Genomic DNA, 18,110 nt, shown 5'->3' with positions numbered 1-18,110 from the left:
CGACTTGCATGTGTTAAGCACGCCGCCAGCGTTCGTCCTGAGCCAGGATCAAACTCTCAATTTAAGTGACGCTCCAAATCTCTGATTTGGTCAGCGGAACTTACTCATCAGCTTCGCTGAGGAGTTTCCTTCTTACAAACCATTTGGTGTGCACAAATTTTAGTTTAATCTTACTCTAAGAATTACGTTGACTTTAAGTAGTTGCTTCAAGTTTTACACTTGTTACAATTACTTACTCACAACTTTCGTTGTGTAAGTTTTATTCAAAACTTCTTAAGTTTCCTCTGTTTAATTTTCAAAGACCATTTTTCTTGTTTTTTCGCTACTCTCTCGCAGCGACAATAGTTATATTATCATAGCCCGAAATCAATGTCAACACCTTTTATTAAAAAATTATGTAATAATATTATTTTTCTTCTCATACATCTATATAAAAGGACTTCTCACTATTTTAATGATGAGTTTCATTCCTTATTATCCTGAATTTAAAAGGAGAAGTGCTTATATGAAAATCAATAAAAAAGAACTATTTCTTTGGGAACTATTAGGGGCTGTATTTATAAGCGTATGCGGAATAACATTGCATTTTACTTATGAACTATCTAACTACAATTTTATTGTTGGATTATTTAGTTCTATAAACGAAAGTTTATGGGAGAGTGTAAAACCTTACTTTTTTTCAATTGTATTTTTTTCTTGTATAGAATATTTTGCTTTTAGCTCTAGCCTTAGTAACTTTTTCACAGCAAAAGTTACTTCAGTTATATTTCTTAGCGCATTTATATTATTTATATTAAATTACACTCAAAGCTTTTTGGGTGGAACAAATTTCTTACTAAATATAATTACTTATGTACTGGGATGTATTGTGGCTCAAATTATTTCTTTTAGAATTCTGATTCTTAACAAGCATTATGCATTAGCAAATTTAATAAGTTTAGTATTTATAATCTCACTAATTATATTGTTTTTTGCTTTTACATTAAATCCACCAAACTGCAACTTATTTAAAACTCTCAATAAACCTACATTTTATAAATTCATAACCCCTGAGATTATGGCTTAGGCTATAGTCTCTATTTTTTTATAAGGAATTCTAATCAATAATACAGCCTAGGTAATAACTTACCTAGGCTGTATTATTGATTAAAATTTTTGTACATTTATAGCTTGTGGCCCTTTTTCTTTTTCAACTATATCAAATGAAACTGACTCCCCCTCATGAAGTTCTTGTCTTCCATTCCCCTCTTTTATTTGAGAGTGATGAACAAACACATCATTTCCTTCATTTGCTGAAATAAATCCATATCCTTTTTGGGTGTCGTACCATTTAACAACTCCAGTAATCATAAATTTAAAACCTCCAGAAATATATTTCAGTAGATAATTTACCCACTTATTTTATCTTTATCCTCATCTATATCACTTTTCTCTTCAGTTTTCTTTTTAAATATCCCTCTGGACTTTTCAACTATTCCTAATCCTGCTTTAATTATAGTTTCTTTAGGTAGTTGATCTCTTTGATAATTAGCTATTGTTATTATAGGTTCTAGTAAGTACATGGTGTCAATATACCCCTGTTTCATTCTCTTCCTTATTCCCGATGAAGAAAAATCTAGTATTTCTGCAAGATCCCCATCTGCCATATCTCTTGGATATATCTCTATTATTCTAGCCCTAGGAAATTTATATCTATTAACTAATGAATCTTTACTTAAATGAATTATTATAATGATATCAAGTCCTTCTCCATACAATGGTTGAACTGGAACATTATCTGCCATACCACCATCTAGATACTTAAACTCCTCTACTTCCTTGCTTTCATATATCATTGGAATAGCTGAGGTTGCTAAAAGTATATTTTTTATATCTTCATCATTATAATCATTTAATTTAAAGTACCTTGGGCTTAAATCAGGTACAGCGCTACATGTAGCATAACAACTCCTCTTATCTAAACGAATCTTTTCAATGTCCACATATTGATTCATTATTTCTATAAGACCGCTTCTAGATATGTTTCCTTGTTCTAATGTAGTGGGTAAGTACTTCTTTACGAAATTCAGGTTTCTATTTCCTAAAGTTATAAATATTCCCCTCTTAAGTAAATCTATATTTCCTGTTGGTAGAATCTTATCCTTTGAAATACTTAGCCATACTTTTTCAGCTATCTCTATATCACCTTGGAGATACATAACTGCATTTAGTGCTCCTATAGATGTTCCCGATACTCCTTTTACGTATTTATCTATACCTAACTCTTTTAACGCTTTCCATGCGCCTATTTGATAAGAGCCTCTAGCTCCTCCCCCTGCAAATACTAATCCTAATTTCATGTGTCTCCTCCTCTCTTTTGAAACTTATTCCTTACTTATAATTATAGCCACTTTTATCACTCTTCTACTATTTATATATGAAATATATTTATTTTTGATAAAAAACCTATTTCCTTTTCTAGCATGTTTTTCTTTTTAACTTTTTAAATGTTTAACTGTTTTTCTTTTTAAGCATTTAAATTTTTAAACATTTAACTTTTTAACTTTTTATTAAACATAGTATTTTAATGAGTCTAATGAGGCTTGAGAAGAAGCCTCTACAGCAATAGGGTGTTTAACTTTTTATTAAACATAACAAAAAAAAGAATGACTTTAATGAAGCTGAGGGACACTTCTACATCACTGATGTGCTTAACTTCTTATTAAGCATAATAAAAGATTTTGATGGAGCTTGAAGAGAATAAAGAGCCGCAGCATAAAGCTACAGCTCTTTATTCTTTATTTAGTATAGTGTACGTGTAGTATTTTCTTGGCTTTACTACCACCTTTTTCTCCTAGGTAGTCCTCATATAGTTTTAATATTGCTTCATTTTCATGGGATTTTCTGCGTTCGTGATTTAAATCATCCTTATATATGGCTTCCATCCTCTTCTTAAGAATGTTTCTGTCTCCTTTTATATAAGGTTGTCCTCCACCACCTATACATCCTCCTGGGCAGGCCATAACTTCTATAAATTGATATTTTGAGTTTCCAGCATTTATATCCTTCATTACTTTTTCAGCATTTTTAAGTGAGTTTACTACTGCTATATTAATCTCTTTTCCAGCTATATTAACTGTAGCTTCTTTTACTCCTTGAATTCCTCTTACTTCATTAAAATTCACATTTTCTAAAGTTTCTTTGGTAATCCATTCATATGCACTTCTAAGAGCGGCCTCCATAACGCCTCCACTGCTTCCAAATATAACACCAGCTCCTGAACTTACGCCTAGGGGATTATCAAACTCACCATCTTTTATATTTCTTATATCTAATCCAGCTTCTTTTATCATTGTAGCTAATTCTCTAGTTGTAATAACTAAATCTACATCTTTCATGTCATCTATCATCATTTCTTCTCTATCTGCCTCATTCTTTTTAGCAACACATGGCATGACAGATACAACAACTATATCTTCTGGATTTATATTAAGCATCTCTGCTAAATAAGTTTTAGTTACTGCTCCTAGCATTTGATGTGGAGATTTACAAGTTGATATTAAATTCATATTCTCCTTAAATTTTATTTCTGCAAACTTTACCCAAGCTGGACAACAGCTTGTTATTAGTGGTAAGTTTTCATTTTTCTCTAATCTATGAATAAACTCATTTGCCTCTTCCATTATAGTTAAATCGGCTGCAAAGTTGGTATCAAACACCTTATCAAAGCCTAAAGCTTTTAATGCCCCAACCATCTTAGATGTGGTTATAGTTCCTGGTTCTAAATTAAACTCTTCCCCAAGAGCTACTCTTACCGCCGGAGCTGTCTGCACTACTACATACTTCTCTTTATTATCTAACATCTCCCAAACCTTTGGATAAGTTTGAACTTCTGTTAATGCACCTACTGGACATGCAGCTATACATTGTCCACAAAAAGTGCAGTTAGACTCAGTTAAGGGTTCATCAAAGAAGGTTGATACTACTGAGTCAAATCCTCTCCCTATTGTTGTAAGAAGATTAACTCTTTGAACATCGTTACAGGCTGTAACACACCTTCTGCATAATATACATTTAGACATATCTCTAACTATAGCAGGTGAGGTTAAATCTAGTTTATGCATAGATATCTCACCTTTATATCTTATCTTTCTTATACCCATGTCTGCTGCTAATTTTTGAAGCTCACAGTTAGCATTTTTAACACATTCAAGGCAATCAGTTGGATGATCTGACAATAGTAACTCAATCATCATTTTTCTAGCATTTAATGCTCTTGGAGAATTGGTTCTAACTACCATTCCATCTGAAACCTCAGTGCAACATGCTGGGACTAATTTTTTTCTATTTTCCAGTTCAACCATACATACTCTACAGGTACCTTTACAATTTTTTGTTTCACCATCTTGCATAACCATATGGCATAATGTAGGTATTGTTATATCTAATTCTTTAGCAGCATCTAGAAGCATTGTGCCTTTTTCTACTTCTATGCTTTTATCATTAAGAATAATTTTTACTTTATCCATAATACTTCCCCCTATACCATTATTACTGCTTTAACTGGACATTCATTAAAGCAAGTTCCACATTTTATGCACTTATCTACATCTATTTCATGTTTTTCTTTAACCTTACCCTTAATGCAATGTACAGGACAATTTCTAGCGCACTTAGTACAGCCAATACAATTATCTTCTATTGTATAAGTAAGCAAGTTTTTACAAACCTTAGATGCACATTTTTTATTAACTATATGATCCATATATTCATTGGTGAAATAATTCATAGTACTTAAAACTGGGTTTGGAGCTGATTGTCCAAGTCCACATAAGGATGTATCTTGAATGATTTCTGATAAATCTCTTAATGCACTTAGATCATCTCTACTGCCTTTACCATCGGTTATTCTATTTAGTATTTCTAGTAATCTTTTATTACCTACTCTACAAGGTGTACACTTACCGCAGGACTCATCAACTATAAATTCCATATAAAATTTTGCTATGTCTACCATGCAGTTATCTTCATCCATTACAATCATTCCACCAGAACCCATCATTGAACCTATTTCTAATAAAGTTTCATATTCAATATGAGTGTCAATTAAAGATGCAGGTATACATCCACCAGATGGACCACCACTCTGTACTGCTTTTAGAGCTTTTCCATCTTTTATTCCTCCACCTATTTCATATATTATCTCTCTTAAAGTTATTCCCATAGGCACTTCAACAAGTCCCACATTATTAATCTTCCCAGCTAAAGCAAAAACTTTAGTTCCTGTAGATTTAGGGGTTCCTATAGATGCGTACCATGAACCTCCGTTATTTATAATAGGAGATATGTTTGAAAATGTCTCAACATTATTTACACAAGTCGGTTTTAACCACAATCCTTTTTCTGAAGTTCTAGGGGGTTTCATTGTAGGTTCCCCTCTCATTCCTTCTATAGAATGTATTAAGGCAGTAGCCTCTCCACATACAAAGGCTCCAGCTCCATATTTTATTTCAATATCGAAGTTAAAGTTACTTCCTAATATATTTTCTCCTAATAAGCCTGCATTTTTTGCTTGTGAAATAGCAATCTTTAATCTATGAACAGCTAAAGGATATTCAGCCCTTATATATACAAATCCCTTGCTTGATCCTATAGAATATCCGCATATAGCCATAGCTTCTATTACACTGTGTGGATCACCTTCTAATATAGCTCTATCCATAAATGCGCCTGGATCACCTTCATCAGCATTACAAATTACGTATTTTGTATCATTATTAGCTCTTTTTGTTGCTTCCCATTTCCTGCCTGTAGGGAAACCTCCGCCTCCTCTACCTCTAAGCCCTGATATTTTCACCTCATTAATAACTTCATCTTGAGTCATTTCCGATACAGCTTTCCCAAGTGCTTGATATCCTCCGCTAGCTATGACTTCCTCAATGTTTTCAGGGTCTATTATCCCGCAGTTTCTTAGTGCGATTCTATTTTGTTTTTTATAAAATGGCATTTCTTCTTGAGACAACAACTTTATTTTTGTTTCTGGATCTTCATATAATAATCTTTGAACTATATTCCCTTCTAATAGATGACTAAAAACTATTTCCTGAACATCTTTTTCTGTTACCTGAGTATAAAATATATTGTCTGGTTGTATATGCATAATTGGGCCTCTAGCACAGAATCCAAAACATCCTGTAGCTATGACTTTAACGCTGTCTTTAAGACCAAGTTTCTCTATATTTTCATTAAGTGCATTTATTATTTCATCTGAGCCAGATGATTTGCAGCCTGTCCCTCCACAAACCATTATGTTTCTTTCTTTTACTAATTCAGTTCTCATTCCTCTTGATTTTCTTAAGTTTAATTTATGTGCGTATTTATTTTTCAAATCAATTAATTCACTATAATTGTTTATGATCTCCATCTTTATCAAACTCCTCACAACTCTTTAGAATGTTTATTACTTCTGATTTAGAAAAGTGTCCATATACCTTATTATTAATAGATACTACAGGAGCTATTCCACATGCACCAACACATCTTAAGGTATCTAGCGTAAAAAGACCATCCTCGGTAGTTTCGCCTTCTTTAATAGACAGCTGGGATTTAAATTCTTGAAGTATATCTCCCGCACCTCTAACAAAACACGCTGTTCCTGTACATACGCTTACAACAAATTTTCCTTTAGGTTTTGTTGAGAAGTAAGAGTAAAATGTAACAACTCCATAAACTTGTGATGGCGGAATACCTAATCTTTTTGCAATAAATACTTGAGTTTCTTCACTGACATAACCATATAATTCTTGGGCTTTATGAAGTACAGGTATTAGGGCAGCTTCATCGCTATTTTGTGTTTCAATAAATCTGTCCAGATCTTTGAATTTAGAACTTGTCTTACAATCACACATATTGTTTCTTCCTTTCATTATTTAATGCTAATAATTTAACAATGATATCTTAATTTTACACCCTCTTCCATATGTATACAATATAAATTGTTAGAATATTATCAATATTTAGAATAGACAATATTTTCTGTTTTTTGCACATAAAAAAAAGCCAAGAGTCTTATATTACGACTCTTGACTATTAAATTCTTTTTATTTATTTCTGTTATGACCTATATAATCCATTATTATTAATGCTGTATCCTCTATAGCTCTTTGTGTAACATCTATAGTTTTGCAACCAACTTTTCTCATTATTTTATCTGCAAATTCAAATTCCTCTAAAACTCTTGCATCCCCTGCATATTCTATACTTGAGGATATTCTATGAAATTTATCTAATCTTCTTTTTCTTATTTCAATAAGTTGAAGTGGATTTATAGTTAATCCAAAAACCTTTTTCTTATCTACTTGATAAAGTTCTTCTGGAACTCCTACCTCTGGAACTAATGGTATATTTATAGCTTTTATGCCTTTGTTTGCTAAGTACATACATAAAGGAGTTTTTGAGGTTCTTGATAATCCTAATAATACAACATCTGCATTTTTTAAGCCTCTATAATCCTTACTATCATCATATTGCATCGCAAATTCCATAGCTTCAATTCTCTTAAAATATACCTCATCAGTTTTCCACATAGCTCCTGGATTGTAGTCTGGTAAGGTATTAATTATATTGGACGCTACATTTATTATAGGGCCTAATACATTTATTATATTAATGTTTTTCTCTACACATTTTTGAGTCAAAAATTCTCTTACATTTACTGTTATAACTGTAGATATGACCATACATTGATCGCAGCAAGCATCTATAGTTTTTATAACATCATCTACATCCTCTAATGTCTTTACATATGGTATTCTTTTAACTTCAACTTTTTCTTTAAACTGACTTGCTGCTGCATTTGCTACTTGTGCTGCAGTTTCACCTATAGAATCCGATATTGCATACATTGTTAACATATTTAAGCACTCCTTTTATACCCTATATTATTCCTATATAATCCTATAATATCTCAATTTTCTGAAAATTTCTACCTAAAATCCTTTAACTGTTTTAATATATCCATTTATGGATTTATGATATAATATCATAAGATATAAATAGGAGGATTTTTTATGAAAAAAGAAAAACTTATAGCGATAGGTGTATTGCCTGTAATGTGGCTTGCCTATTTTTTATTCGAATTAGTAACTGGAAGATTAACCGATTCCTATAGTATTATTATGAATCTTCTTATAACTATATTATTCGCTTTAACAGGTTATATAATATATAAAATAGGTATAAATCACAAAAATGGCTTTTCAACTAAAGTCCTTTGGCTAATATTCGGAATAATATTTTTAATTGATCAAGGTCTCAAACTTATCATTAAACTATATTTTTTCCATAAAGAATTTACTATTATAAAAGACTTTTTATACTTTTCACCTATAATTAATACTGAAGGTTCTTGGTTAAATGCACGTTTTGGTGCAGGTGTAAGCTTTAATTTATTAATTGTACTGAATGTTCTAGCCCTACTTTTTTTCATTGAGATTTATAGATATTATAATTTCAAAGGAAATAAAGATTTTTGGGGTGATATGTGTTTTGTTTTCTTAATAGCAGGATGTTTATGTTCCTTAATAGATAAGGTATTCTATGGAGGAAGTTTAGATTTTATAGGTATAAGTAATTTATTTATAGCTGATTTTAAGGATATCTATATCAACCTATCAATATTATTTTTATTTTTAGGTATGTACATAAACGGATATTTAACTAGCGAAGAAGATAGTACAATAAAAGAAGATATTGAAGGAGTAAAAGATTTTTTTGTTTTTATTTTAAAAGATTTGAGATTAGTTAAGTAATAATTTAAGATAATTAGGAAATAATTTCATATATACGACATGAAAGGAAGTATATTATGAACAATATAAATTACAAAAGAATTCCTTCTCATATTGGAATTATTCCTGATGGAAATAGACGCTGGGCTCAAAGTAATAATAAAGAAAAACATGAAGGTTATGAGTTTGGTGTTGAACCTGGTATTAAATTATATGATACTTGCTTAAGTTTAGGAGTTAAAGAGTTAACCTTTTATGGATTTACAACTGATAATACCAAAAGACCATCTTCTCAAACCAAAGCTTTTCAAAAAGCATGTGTAGATGCGGTATTTTCTCTAGTTAATAAAGATGCCAATATATTAGTTGTTGGAAATAGTGATTCACCTGTTTTCCCTAAAGAATTGCTTCCTTACTCTAATAAGCGTGTTAATTTTGGAAAGGGACTTATTAATGTAAACTTCCTTATTAATTACGGTTGGAGTTGGGATCTGAACTATTGTCTAACAGATAAAACTCGAGGTAAAAAAACTTCAGAGATAATAAATTCTTTAGCTTCATCTGAAATATCTAGAATTGATTTAATTATACGCTGGGGTGGAAGAAGGAGACTTAGTGGATTTCTTCCTGTTCAATCTGTTTATTCTGATTTTTATATAATAAATGATTATTGGCCTAATTTTAAAACTGATCATATATATGACGCATTAAATTGGTATGATACTCAAGATATAACCTTGGGTGGCTAAAATAATAAGGATGATGCAAAACTAATTTTATTAATTCTGCATCATCCTTATACTCTATATCTATTTTCTAAAGTAATTCTTTTATCTTTCCTTCTAGGCTTAATGGAGTTGTAGTTGGTGCATATCTGTCAATAACATTACCATCTTTATCTACTAGAAACTTAGTAAAGTTCCACTTAATGCTTTTTCCTAATATTCCACCTGTTTGTTCTTTTAAATATTTAAATACAGGATGAGTATTTTCTCCATTAACATCTACTTTTTCAAATACATCAAAGGTTACTCCATAGTTTATTTCGCAAAAGTTCTTTATCTCTTCATTACTACCTGGCTCTTGTTTCCCAAATTGATTACAAGGGAATGCTAAAACTTTTAGCCCTTGATCTTTATATTTTTTATGCAATTCTTCTAGTTCTTTATATTGAGGTGTAAACCCACATTTACTTGCAGTATTAGCTATTAATAACACCTCACCCTTAAACTCTTCAAAATTTCTCTCTTTTCCCATTGAATCTACAGCTTTAAAATCATATATATTCATATTAACCAACCTCTCCTTATAAAATTAAATTGTGTACAATTAAATTTTATAGCTTTTATATTCCATTGTCAATAAAAAAATTAAGCCAGAATGATATCATTCTGACTTTATTATTTCAAACTTAGATTAATCTATTCAACTATTACAGCAGTTCCAGAAACTGTTACCATTAACATACCTGAACTAGCTCCTAAAACCTCGTAATCTACATCGATTCCTATAACTGCATTTGCACCCATTGAAGCAGCTCTTCTCTTAAGCTCTTCCATAGCTTCTCTTCTAGCATTTATAAGTTCATCTTCATATGTTTTAGATCTTCCACCTACTAAGTCTCTTATTCCTGCCATAAAGTCCTTTACAAAGTTTACTCCAGTGATTACTTCTCCGAATGTTACTCCCAAATACTCCTTTACTACTTTTCCCTCAATATTGTTAGTTGTTGTTACTATCATAATACCCTCCCGTGATTTTAAATAACTCTTTATAAGTTATTTATTACTCTTATTAATGTTATTATATCATCAATAAATTCCTTGTCAATATATTTCTATAAGTATATGTAATTTATTATTTTATATAATAAAAAGACACTCTTACGAATGTCTTTTAATATACTCAATCTAAAAGTTTTTAGCTACTGCAACAACATCTGCTTTTGCTTTATCAAATATCTCTTCTGCTCTATCAGGGTTTTGAGCAATTCCTTCAACATGGAATACACTGACATCTTCTATACCTACAAAGTTTGCTACAACTTTAATATAGTTTGAACCATGTTCAAGATTTTCTATTGGTGTCTCAGAGAATTTAGTTCCGCTAGCTTGAATGTTCAATAATTTTTTACCTTTTAATAAACCTACAGGTCCATTTTCAGTATATTTAAATGTTTTTCCTGCTATACATATAGCATCTATATATGCTTTAACCATTGGAGGTATTGAGAAATTCCATAATGGTGTTACAAATACATATTTATCTGCTTCCATAAACTGATCAACTATTTCACCTAATCTTATTATTTTGTTCTTTTGACTTTCTGATAGACTTTCAAAAGCTTCACCTTTAGCTAAAGAGTCCCATGCATTAAACACTTCTTTATCTAACATTGGTATAGTATCTTCATATAAATCAATCTCTATGATTTCATCTTCTGGGTTAGCCCCTTTATACTCACTTAAAAATATCTTTCCTACTTGTAATGACTTTGATTTTTCCTCTAATTGTGCATTTCCTTTAATATATAATACTTTACTCATTTCTATCTCCTTTATAACCATAATTGATAATTATTTTCACTTACTTTATGTAAGTATATTATCAAATTTCATATGCTTTTGTCAAGTAATAAAATAAAGAAATGCACTGTAAAATTTTACAGTGCATTTCTTTTTTAGTTATTAGAATAATTTAATCCCCATATGATTCCGTTTATGTCAGTAACTACGGCATGATAAGCTCCCCAGAAAGTTTTTTGCAATTCAAACTTTACAGATCCCTTATTTTTCAATAGTGCGTATATTTTATTTATTTCTTCTTCATTTTCTAATTCAAGCAATATATTTACGTTTTTACTATCGTGTTCTTCACTTAATATATCAACTAAATATATTATGCAGTTTTCATTAATATGTAACTCAGAATGAATGATTTTACCCTCTTTACCTTTAAACATAGGGTTTCCGTCAGCTAATTGAACATTTTTTATTTCTCCACCAAAGATCTCTTTGTAATACTCTAATGCCTCTTTGCAGTTATCTACAAAAATTTCCGGAATAATATTTTTCATTTTTTTAGCTCCTTTGCCATATCAAATTACTTAATTATATATTAACAAAGCTCGTCCTATTAATCAATAATTCATCATTTATTTACATAATCAATAAAAATATGCTACATTATTTAATCTTTTATTGAGTTTATTTTTATATAATTTAAAAAAGAGAGAAATCTAATCATAAAATTTAGATTTCTCTCTTTACTTATTATTCTGCTAAATAGCTGTCTACTTCTTTAGCTACAGCTCTACCTTCATTTATAGCCCATACTACTAAGGACTGACCTCTTCTTGAGTCTCCAGCTGCAAAAACTTTATCTACATTTGTTCTAAAGTTTCCATAACCTGCTTTAACATTAGTTCTTGCGTCTAGTTCAACTCCGAAAGCATTTGAAACATAGTCTTGAGTTCCTAAGAATCCCATTGCTAATAATACTAGCTCAGCTTTCCATTCCTTTTCGCTACCTGGTACTTCTACAGGAACAAAAGCACCTTTATCATTTTTTTCCCATTTAACATCTACAGTGTTAACCTTTGTCAGATTGCCTTCGCTATCTCCTTCAAAACTCTTAACATTTATAGCATATTTTCTAGGATCTTCTCCATATTTTGCTTCGAATTCTTGTTGACCGTAATCAACTTTAAGAATTCTTGGCCATTGAGGCCATGGATTATTATCAGCTCTTTCTAAAGGTGGTTTATTCATAATTTCAAATTGTACAAGAGATTTACAGCCATGTCTTAATGACGTTCCCACGCAGTCTGTTCCAGTATCTCCACCACCAATAACTATTACATTTTTGTCTTTTGCTGAAATAAAGTTTCCATCGCTTAAGTTAGAATCTAATAAACTCTTAGTGTTAGCTCTTAAGAAATCTACTGCAAAGTGTACACCATTAAGCTCTCTTCCTGGAGCTTTTAAATCTCTTGGATTTGAAGCACCTGTAGCTAGAACTACAGCATCAAAGTTATTTAGAATATCTTCTGCTCTATAGTCATCTCCTACATTTGCATTAGTTACAAACTCTACTCCTTCTTCCTTCATCAAGTTAACTCTTCTATCTATAACAGATTTATCAAGCTTCATGTTTGGAATTCCATACATAAGAAGTCCACCTATTCTATCGTGTCTTTCAAACACAACTACATTGTGTCCTCTCTTATTTAAGGAGTCAGCTGTTGCAAGTCCTGCTGGACCTGAACCTATTACAGCTACTTTTTTACCACTTCTCACTTTAGGAGGTTCTGGTTTTATTAACCCCTCCTCAAATGCTCTATCAATAATTGATCTTTCATTTTCTTTTATTGTAATAGCTGGTCCGTTAATACCTGCTGTACATGCAGCTTCACATGGAGCTGGACATACTCTTCCTGTAAATTCAGGAAAATTATTTGTCTTTAAAAGACGTTTAAGTGCTAATTTCCATTTTCCTCTATAAATAAGGTCATTCCACTCAGGTATAAGATTATTTATAGGACATCCTGAAACCATACCATTTATCAATATTCCAGATTGACAAAATGGTATACCGCAATCCATACATCTTGCGCCTTGTTTTTCTTGCTTTTCCTTAGGTAGGAGTTTATGAAATTCTTCGAAGCCTTCCAACCTTTCTATAGGATCAATGTTTTTACCTTCTTCTCTTTCAAATTCTAAAAATCCTGTTGGTTTTCCCATAATACTTCCTCCCTCCTACTTGTTAATCCTAGTATTTTCATAAAATGCAGCTATTAAAGCATCTTCACCTTTAAGCCCTTGCTTTTCTTTCTCTTTTACAATAGAAAGCATTCTCTTATAGTCGTGAGGCATAATCTTATGGAATTTAGGTAAGAACTCATTAAAGTTTTCTAATATTGATTTTCCTTTATTAGATCCAGTAGCTTCTACGTGTTCTTCAATTAAACCCTTAAGCTCTTCTATATCTTCTTCACCTAATTCTTCTACTGCAATCATTTGTAAGTTAACTTTATTCTTAAAGCTTTCATCTTCATCAAGAACATAAGCAACTCCACCACTCATACCTGCACCAAAGTTTAGTCCTGTTGATCCTAAGATAACAGCTCTACCCCCAGTCATGTACTCGCAGCCATGATCACCTACTCCTTCAACTACTGCTGTAGCTCCAGAGTTTCTTACGCAGAATCTTTCTCCTGCTATACCATTTATAAATACTTTTCCAGAAGTTGCTCCATATAAAGCAACATTTCCTATTATTATATTTTCTTCTGCTTTAAACTTACTATCTCTTGAAGGATAAACCACAAGCTTACCACCTGATAATCCCTTACCTAAGTAGTCATTAGAATCTCCTTCTATTTTTAAAGTAAGTCCCTTAGGTACAAAGGCACCAAAACTTTGTCCTCCAGATCCGTTACATTTTATACTTATAGTATCCTCTGGAAGTCCTTGAGAATCATATTTTCTAGTTATCTCTGAACCTAATATAGTTCCTAAAGTTCTATTTATATTAGTTATATCAACTTCTATATCAACTTTATTTCCATTCTCTAAAGCATCTTTAGCTAACTTTAAGAATAATTCACTGTCTAAAACTTCATCTAATTTATGAGAATAAGCTTTATCTGCTTTAAAGCTTATAGCCTTCCCTTTTTCTAATTGTGGAGCATTTATGATTGAATTTATATCAACTTTCTTTGCTTTCCAACCCTTAATATCTTCTTTAGCTTTTAACTTATCGAATCTACCAACCATTTCATCGATACTTCTAAAGCCAAGCTTAGCCATGTATTCTCTTAACTCTTCAGCTATAAATCTCATGAAGTTAACTACGTATTCAGGTTTTCCAGCAAATCTTTTTCTCAGCTCTTCATTTTGTGTTGCTATACCTACTGGACATGTATCTAAATTACATACCCTCATCATTACACAACCTATAACTACTAATGGAGCCGTAGCAAATCCAAATTCTTCTGCACCTAATAAAGCTGCAATAGCTACATCTTTACCAGTCATAAGTTTACCATCAGCTTCAACTACTACTCTTTCTCTAAGATTATTCATAACTAGAGTTTGATGAGCTTCTGCAAGTCCAAGCTCCCATGGTAATCCTGCATGTTGAATAGATGTTCTTGGTGATGCACCAGTTCCTCCATCATAACCTGATATTAGAATAACATCTGCTCCACCTTTAGCAACTCCAGCTGCTATAGTTCCAACTCCACCTTCAGAAACAAGTTTAACAGATACTCTAGCTCCTGTATTAGAGTTTTTAAGGTCATATATTAACTGTGCTAAATCTTCTATTGAATATATATCATGGTGTGGTGGTGGTGATATTAAACCAACCCCTGTAGTTGATCTTCTAGTTTTAGCAACCCATGGGTATACCTTACTAGCTGGAAGTTGCCCACCTTCACCTGGTTTTGCTCCTTGAGCCATTTTTATTTGTAACTCTTTAGCATTTACTAAGTATTCTGAAGTAACTCCAAATCTACCTGATGCTACTTGTTTTATAGCTGAATTTCTAGAATCTCCATTTTCATCTAGTATCCATCTTTCTGGGTCTTCTCCACCTTCACCAGTATTAGATTTTCCACCTAATCTGTTCATAGCTATAGCTAAAGTTTCATGTGCTTCTTTAGATATAGAACCATAAGACATAGCGCCAGTTTTAAATCTCTTAACAATTGAATCCACTGACTCTACTTCATCTAAAGGTACTGATACCCCTGAGTAATCAAAGTCAATTAATCCTCTTAATGTTAATGTACTTTCTTCTTGGTTTAATAAAGAAGTATATTCTTTAAACAATCTATAATCAGCTGTTTTTGCAGCTTCTTGAAGCTTGTGAATTGTTAGAGGATTATACATATGTTCTTCTTGATTACTTCTAAACTTGTGGCTTCCCACTGAATCTAAAGTTAAATCTAGAGTAAGTCCTCTCTTATCAAATGCAGTTGCATGTCTTAATTCAGCTTCTTTTTGTATATCCTTTATCTCTATTCCACCAATTCTACTTATAGTATTAGTGAAGTATTTATCTATTACCTTGTCTGCAATTCCTAGAGCCTCAAATATTTGTGCTCCTTGGTAAGATTGTATAGTAGATATACCCATTTTAGATAATATCTTAACTATTCCCTTAAGTATTGCTTTATTAAAATGGTATACACCTTTTTCATAAGGAATTTCTAATAACTCTTCCTCAATAAGTTCTCTTATAGATTCATATGCTAAATAAGGATTTATAGCTGAAGCTCCAAAACCTAATAACGTAGCAAAATGATGTATTTCTCTTGGTTCTCCACTTTCAAGTATAAGAGCTAAGGATGTTCTTGCACCCTTTCTTACTAAATGATGATGAAGAGAAGAAACTGCTAGTAGTGATGGAATTGAAATATTATCTTTATCTACTCCTCTATCACTAAGGATTAATACATTGTATCCATCCGCAAATGCTTTATCAGCCTCATTAAATAAACCTTCCAAAGCTTCTTCTAAAGCATTTTCACCCTTATTTTTATCAAACAATATACTTAAAGTCTTAACTTTAAAGCCTTCTCTATTTATATTTTTAATTTTTAGGAAGTTTTCATTTGATAATATTGGAGAACTAAGTTTTATTTGCCTACAATTTTCTTTAACATCCTCTAATAAGTTTCTTTCTGTACCTAAGAAAACATCTGTAGCTGTAACTATTTCTTCTCTTATAGCATCTATTGGTGGGTTAGTAACCTGAGCAAATAGTTGCTTGAAGTAATTGAATAGTGGCTGAGGTTTTTCTGATAATACAGCAAGCGGAGTATCTATACCCATAGCTCCTAGAGCTTCTTCTCCCACTTCTGCCATCTTTAAAATATTATTCTTTAAATCTTCATAAGAATAACCAAAAGATTTCTGAAGCTTTGCTCTTTCTTCCGGTTCTATAGCCTCATCCTTCACTTCTATATCATCAATATCTTCTATATTTATAAGATTTTCTTTTAACCATTCTCCATAAGGATTTTCTTTAGCATACTTATCTTTTAATTCCTTATCATCTATTAATTCACCCTTTACAGTGTCAACTAATAACATTTTACCTGGAGTTAGTCTATTCTTTTCAACTACCTTATGTGGCTCAACATCTAATACCCCAACTTCAGATGAAAGTATTAAATAATCATCATCTGTTACATAATATCTAGCTGGTCTAAGCCCATTTCTATCTAAAACGGCACCTAATTTTTCTCCATCAGTAAATACTATAGCAGCAGGACCATCCCATGGTTCCATCATAGTAGCATAATATTCATAAAAATCTCTTTTTTCCTTACTCATAGTTTGGTTTTTAGCCCATGGTTCAGGAATAGCCATCATTACAGCTTTTGGTAAGTCTCTACCATTCATTAATAAGAACTCTAAGGTATTATCTAAAATGGCTGAATCTGATCCTTCTCGATCAATTACAGGCAATACCTTACCTAAATCTTCACCTAAGTATTTTGAGACAAGTTTTGCTTCCCTTGAGTGAACTTTATTTACATTACCTCTTAATGTATTAATTTCCCCATTGTGTATCATATATCTGTTAGGATGTGCTCTCTCCCAGCTTGGGAATGTATTAGTACTATATCTTGAGTGTACTAAAGCTAAAGATGATTCCACTTTAGCATTTCCTAGATCTCTATAGAAATCTTTAAGCTGTGTTGCTAAAAGCATCCCTTTATAAACTATTGTTCTAGAAGAAAAAGATGGAATGTAGAAAGTCTCTCCATGAAGTAAAGTATCTTTAAGAGCCTTTTTCTCAACTTTTCTTCTAACTACGTATAATTTTCTTTCGAAGTCTATACCCCTATTAACTTCTTCTGGTTTTTCAACAATTGCTTGAAGTATGTATGGCATACAAGAAAGCGCAGTTTCCCCTAAATCCTTAGAATTTACTGGCACCTTTCTCCACGCTAACAATTTAACTCCCTCTTCTTTAAGAGTTTCCTCAAAAAGAGTTTTTGCTTCTATCCTCATAGTTTCCTTCTGAGGTAGGAACACCATTGCTACTGCATAATCTCCTGCTTGTGGCAGAATTACTCCAAGTTTTTGGGCTTCTTGTTTGAAGAATCTATGCGGTATTTGAAATAATACTCCCGCACCATCTCCTGTGTTTTCTTCTGAACCTATTCCACCCCTATGTTCCAAGTTGATTAAAATATTTAGAGCATCCTCTAAAACCTTATGTGTCTTTATTCCTTTAATATTAGCAACTGCACCAATTCCGCATGCATCATGCTCAAAACTAGGATTATATAATCCCATTTTCTCTGGATAATTTTTGTGCATT

At 31.8% G+C, this 18,110-nt stretch carries 15 protein-coding genes and 1 rRNA gene; 3 read left to right on the top strand and 13 right to left on the bottom strand.

What is annotated here, in order from left to right; translation table 11 throughout:
• Positions 1 to 64: ribosomal RNA gene (locus tag L1S49_RS20930) — 16S ribosomal RNA — on the bottom strand; the annotation flags it as partial.
• A 441-nt stretch (positions 65 to 505) separates the two neighbouring features.
• Between L1S49_RS20930 and L1S49_RS20925 the strand changes: the two genes are divergently transcribed.
• Positions 506 to 1,066 carry a DUF6512 family protein gene (locus L1S49_RS20925; protein WP_238907271.1) on the top strand — a complete coding sequence of 187 codons (561 nt, stop codon included), beginning with the start codon at positions 506 to 508 and terminating at the stop codon, positions 1,064 to 1,066.
• Positions 1,067 to 1,146: 80 nt separating this feature from the next.
• On the opposite strand, the gene L1S49_RS20920 is transcribed toward L1S49_RS20925, so the two are convergent.
• From L1S49_RS20920 to L1S49_RS20895, 6 genes are all read right to left on the bottom strand, one after another.
• Positions 1,147 to 1,350: a cold shock domain-containing protein gene (locus L1S49_RS20920; protein ID WP_073022881.1), complete on the bottom strand. Its 204-nt coding sequence runs from the start codon at positions 1,348 to 1,350 to the stop codon at positions 1,147 to 1,149.
• Positions 1,351 to 1,388: 38 nt separating this feature from the next.
• The gene (locus tag L1S49_RS20915; protein ID WP_073022880.1) at positions 1,389 to 2,339 is read right to left on the bottom strand and encodes a patatin-like phospholipase family protein; all 951 of its coding nucleotides are present in this window, start codon (positions 2,337 to 2,339) and stop codon (positions 1,389 to 1,391) included.
• A gap of 438 nt (positions 2,340 to 2,777) precedes the next feature.
• Positions 2,778 to 4,508: an NADH-dependent [FeFe] hydrogenase, group A6 gene (locus L1S49_RS20910; protein WP_021803813.1), complete on the bottom strand. Its 1,731-nt coding sequence runs from the start codon at positions 4,506 to 4,508 to the stop codon at positions 2,778 to 2,780.
• A gap of 11 nt (positions 4,509 to 4,519) precedes the next feature.
• Positions 4,520 to 6,403: an NADH-quinone oxidoreductase subunit NuoF gene (locus L1S49_RS20905; RefSeq protein ID WP_238907270.1), complete on the bottom strand. Its 1,884-nt coding sequence runs from the start codon at positions 6,401 to 6,403 to the stop codon at positions 4,520 to 4,522.
• Positions 6,381 to 6,887: an NAD(P)H-dependent oxidoreductase subunit E gene (locus tag L1S49_RS20900; RefSeq protein WP_238907269.1), complete on the bottom strand. Its 507-nt coding sequence runs from the start codon at positions 6,885 to 6,887 to the stop codon at positions 6,381 to 6,383. Before L1S49_RS20900 ends, L1S49_RS20905 begins: the two co-directional genes overlap by 23 nt.
• A 192-nt stretch (positions 6,888 to 7,079) precedes the next feature.
• Positions 7,080 to 7,892, bottom strand: coding sequence for a pyruvate, water dikinase regulatory protein (locus tag L1S49_RS20895; RefSeq protein ID WP_238907268.1), 813 nt, complete (start codon positions 7,890 to 7,892; stop codon positions 7,080 to 7,082).
• Positions 7,893 to 8,048: 156 nt separating this feature from the next.
• On the opposite strand from L1S49_RS20895, the gene L1S49_RS20890 reads away from it, so the two are divergent.
• Positions 8,049 to 8,789 (top strand): signal peptidase II, encoded by a 741-nt coding sequence (locus tag L1S49_RS20890; protein ID WP_238907267.1) that lies wholly within the window; start codon positions 8,049 to 8,051, stop codon positions 8,787 to 8,789.
• Between the two features lie 56 nt (positions 8,790 to 8,845).
• Positions 8,846 to 9,517: an undecaprenyl diphosphate synthase family protein gene (locus L1S49_RS20885; protein WP_238907266.1), complete on the top strand. Its 672-nt coding sequence runs from the start codon at positions 8,846 to 8,848 to the stop codon at positions 9,515 to 9,517.
• A gap of 67 nt (positions 9,518 to 9,584) precedes the next feature.
• Here the strand turns inward: L1S49_RS20885 and L1S49_RS20880 are convergent, their stop codons facing one another.
• From L1S49_RS20880 to gltB, 6 genes are all read right to left on the bottom strand, one after another.
• The gene (locus tag L1S49_RS20880) at positions 9,585 to 10,058 is read right to left on the bottom strand and encodes a glutathione peroxidase (protein WP_238907265.1); all 474 of its coding nucleotides are present in this window, start codon (positions 10,056 to 10,058) and stop codon (positions 9,585 to 9,587) included.
• A 131-nt stretch (positions 10,059 to 10,189) separates the two neighbouring features.
• On the bottom strand, positions 10,190 to 10,510 hold the full coding sequence (locus tag L1S49_RS20875) for a heavy metal-binding domain-containing protein (protein ID WP_021803823.1): 321 nt from the start codon (positions 10,508 to 10,510) through the stop codon (positions 10,190 to 10,192).
• A gap of 168 nt (positions 10,511 to 10,678) precedes the next feature.
• Positions 10,679 to 11,314, bottom strand: coding sequence for an NAD(P)H-dependent oxidoreductase (locus L1S49_RS20870; protein ID WP_238907264.1), 636 nt, complete (start codon positions 11,312 to 11,314; stop codon positions 10,679 to 10,681).
• 134 nt (positions 11,315 to 11,448) lie between these two features.
• Positions 11,449 to 11,844 (bottom strand): VOC family protein, encoded by a 396-nt coding sequence (locus tag L1S49_RS20865; RefSeq protein ID WP_238907263.1) that lies wholly within the window; start codon positions 11,842 to 11,844, stop codon positions 11,449 to 11,451.
• A gap of 196 nt (positions 11,845 to 12,040) precedes the next feature.
• Positions 12,041 to 13,510 (bottom strand): glutamate synthase subunit beta, encoded by a 1,470-nt coding sequence (locus L1S49_RS20860; protein ID WP_238907262.1) that lies wholly within the window; start codon positions 13,508 to 13,510, stop codon positions 12,041 to 12,043.
• A 15-nt stretch (positions 13,511 to 13,525) separates the two neighbouring features.
• Positions 13,526 to 18,109 carry a glutamate synthase large subunit gene (gene gltB, locus L1S49_RS20855; RefSeq protein ID WP_238907261.1) on the bottom strand — a complete coding sequence of 1,528 codons (4,584 nt, stop codon included), beginning with the start codon at positions 18,107 to 18,109 and terminating at the stop codon, positions 13,526 to 13,528.
• Between the last annotated feature and the right edge of the window lies 1 nt (position 18,110).

Source organism: Clostridium sp. YIM B02506 (assembly GCF_022324845.1).
Lineage (GTDB): Bacteria > Bacillota > Clostridia > Clostridiales > Clostridiaceae > Clostridium_T > Clostridium_T intestinale.
This window is presented reverse-complemented; position numbering and strand designations above follow the sequence as displayed.

Coding starts and splice junctions, on each gene's coding strand:
- L1S49_RS20925 (WP_238907271.1), top strand. CDS start 506: ATGAAAATCAATAAAAAAGAACTATTTCTTTGGGAACTATTAGGGGCT.
- L1S49_RS20920 (WP_073022881.1), bottom strand. CDS start 1,350: ATGATTACTGGAGTTGTTAAATGGTACGACACCCAAAAAGGATATGGA.
- L1S49_RS20915 (WP_073022880.1), bottom strand. CDS start 2,339: ATGAAATTAGGATTAGTATTTGCAGGGGGAGGAGCTAGAGGCTCTTAT.
- L1S49_RS20910 (WP_021803813.1), bottom strand. CDS start 4,508: ATGGATAAAGTAAAAATTATTCTTAATGATAAAAGCATAGAAGTAGAA.
- L1S49_RS20905 (WP_238907270.1), bottom strand. CDS start 6,403: ATGGAGATCATAAACAATTATAGTGAATTAATTGATTTGAAAAATAAA.
- L1S49_RS20900 (WP_238907269.1), bottom strand. CDS start 6,887: ATGTGTGATTGTAAGACAAGTTCTAAATTCAAAGATCTGGACAGATTT.
- L1S49_RS20895 (WP_238907268.1), bottom strand. CDS start 7,892: ATGTTAACAATGTATGCAATATCGGATTCTATAGGTGAAACTGCAGCA.
- L1S49_RS20890 (WP_238907267.1), top strand. CDS start 8,049: ATGAAAAAAGAAAAACTTATAGCGATAGGTGTATTGCCTGTAATGTGG.
- L1S49_RS20885 (WP_238907266.1), top strand. CDS start 8,846: ATGAACAATATAAATTACAAAAGAATTCCTTCTCATATTGGAATTATT.
- L1S49_RS20880 (WP_238907265.1), bottom strand. CDS start 10,058: ATGAATATATATGATTTTAAAGCTGTAGATTCAATGGGAAAAGAGAGA.
- L1S49_RS20875 (WP_021803823.1), bottom strand. CDS start 10,510: ATGATAGTAACAACAACTAACAATATTGAGGGAAAAGTAGTAAAGGAG.
- L1S49_RS20870 (WP_238907264.1), bottom strand. CDS start 11,314: ATGAGTAAAGTATTATATATTAAAGGAAATGCACAATTAGAGGAAAAA.
- L1S49_RS20865 (WP_238907263.1), bottom strand. CDS start 11,844: ATGAAAAATATTATTCCGGAAATTTTTGTAGATAACTGCAAAGAGGCA.
- L1S49_RS20860 (WP_238907262.1), bottom strand. CDS start 13,510: ATGGGAAAACCAACAGGATTTTTAGAATTTGAAAGAGAAGAAGGTAAA.
- gltB (WP_238907261.1), bottom strand. CDS start 18,109: ATGCACAAAAATTATCCAGAGAAAATGGGATTATATAATCCTAGTTTT.